This window comes from Microbulbifer sp. 2205BS26-8, assembly GCF_030731025.1.
GTDB lineage: Bacteria > Pseudomonadota > Gammaproteobacteria > Pseudomonadales > Cellvibrionaceae > Microbulbifer > Microbulbifer spongiae.
Genome location: NZ_JAVAMR010000134.1, coordinates 1 through 1,114, shown reverse-complemented (window position 1 = coordinate 1,114; position 1,114 = coordinate 1). Strand labels below are relative to the sequence as shown.

The following is a 1,114-nucleotide window of genomic DNA, read 5'->3' as shown; positions in this document are numbered from 1 at the left end:
AAGGAGGTGCCATTCACGTAGCGCATAGCGACATACAGAGCCTACCTAATAGATTAATTTCCCGATTTACGGACCCTGGCGATATAGCGGTGAGGCGACGATCACGGAACTCTGCGAAGTGCTGCGTTTTGAGGTCGGACAGCAATATTTGAGAGATGGGATCTGATAAAAATTTCTTCAGTCGTACTATTTCTCACCTTGCCCCAGCCCGGCCAGGTGATACCGATTCAGCGAAGCGCTCCATTAGATCACCAAAAGTGCCCACGCGGGGCTTGCCGTTCAACCTCCTCTATGGTAGCGAACCGACGCTTTCACCACTCCTTCCACTACCAGCTCCTGACCTTCCAAGACAGAGATGGCCGGGTACTTGGAGTTGGCCGACAATAAGCATCCTCGCTTCCTGTCTAGAATTTTGCATGTTAACTGGCCATCCAGAGCCACCACTACAACATCACCATGTACCGGAGTTAGCGATCGATCGACAATAAGCAAGTCACGATCATGGATGCCCGCCCCCACCATAGAGTCACCGCTGGCCTGAACCATATAGGTTGCCGCTGGCCTGGAGATTAGATGCGCATCCAGGCTGAGTGCAGATTCCAGGTGATCATCAGCTGGAGAGGGAAAGCCGCAGGCAACGCCGCTACTGTAGAGAGAAGAGAGTTTCATAAGGACGCCCGTGTACTGTATATGTATACAGATTAATGCTGCGAGTGCCAGGCAGGCAAGAATAATCAGTAACCGAGAGGCCTCTAAGTTTCCAGAAGGACCAGAATCCGGGTTGGCACCCTCCAGGGAATCTCAACCCACACTTTTCGCCTGTCGCCACAAACCGCTGAACAGAGATGGCCTGCACTGGCTCACGGAGCGGCTCCATATTGCAGGCTTTTGCCTCCCATGCCTTGAAAAACGCAGCGTTTGCCTCTTCGGACGCCTTCCAGCTGTAGCACCTTCATCAACCGTTCAACTGTGCATCGGGCGACCCTTACATCCTCTCGGTTAAGCTGCTTCCAGATCTTGCGAGCACCATAGACGTGAAGGTTTTCTTCGAAGACCCGCTGGATCTCAGGCTTCAGCTCATCGTCACGTTGAGCGCGCGCACAGCGTTGCTCTG

General features: G+C 53.2%; 1 protein-coding gene and 1 pseudogene. Both read right to left on the bottom strand.

Annotated elements, in window-relative coordinates; translation table 11 throughout:
- Positions 1-279: 279 nt before the first annotated feature.
- Positions 280-669 (bottom strand): LexA family transcriptional regulator, encoded by a 390-nt coding sequence (locus Q5Y71_RS16890; protein WP_306043243.1) that lies wholly within the window; start codon positions 667-669, stop codon positions 280-282.
- Between the two features lie 248 nt (positions 670-917).
- Positions 918-1,114, bottom strand: a pseudogene (locus Q5Y71_RS16885) (IS3 family transposase); the annotation flags it as partial.

Excerpts from the sequence above, each read along its gene's own strand:
- Q5Y71_RS16890 (WP_306043243.1), bottom strand. The coding sequence starts at position 669 with ATGAAACTCTCTTCTCTCTACAGTAGCGGCGTTGCCTGCGGCTTTCCC.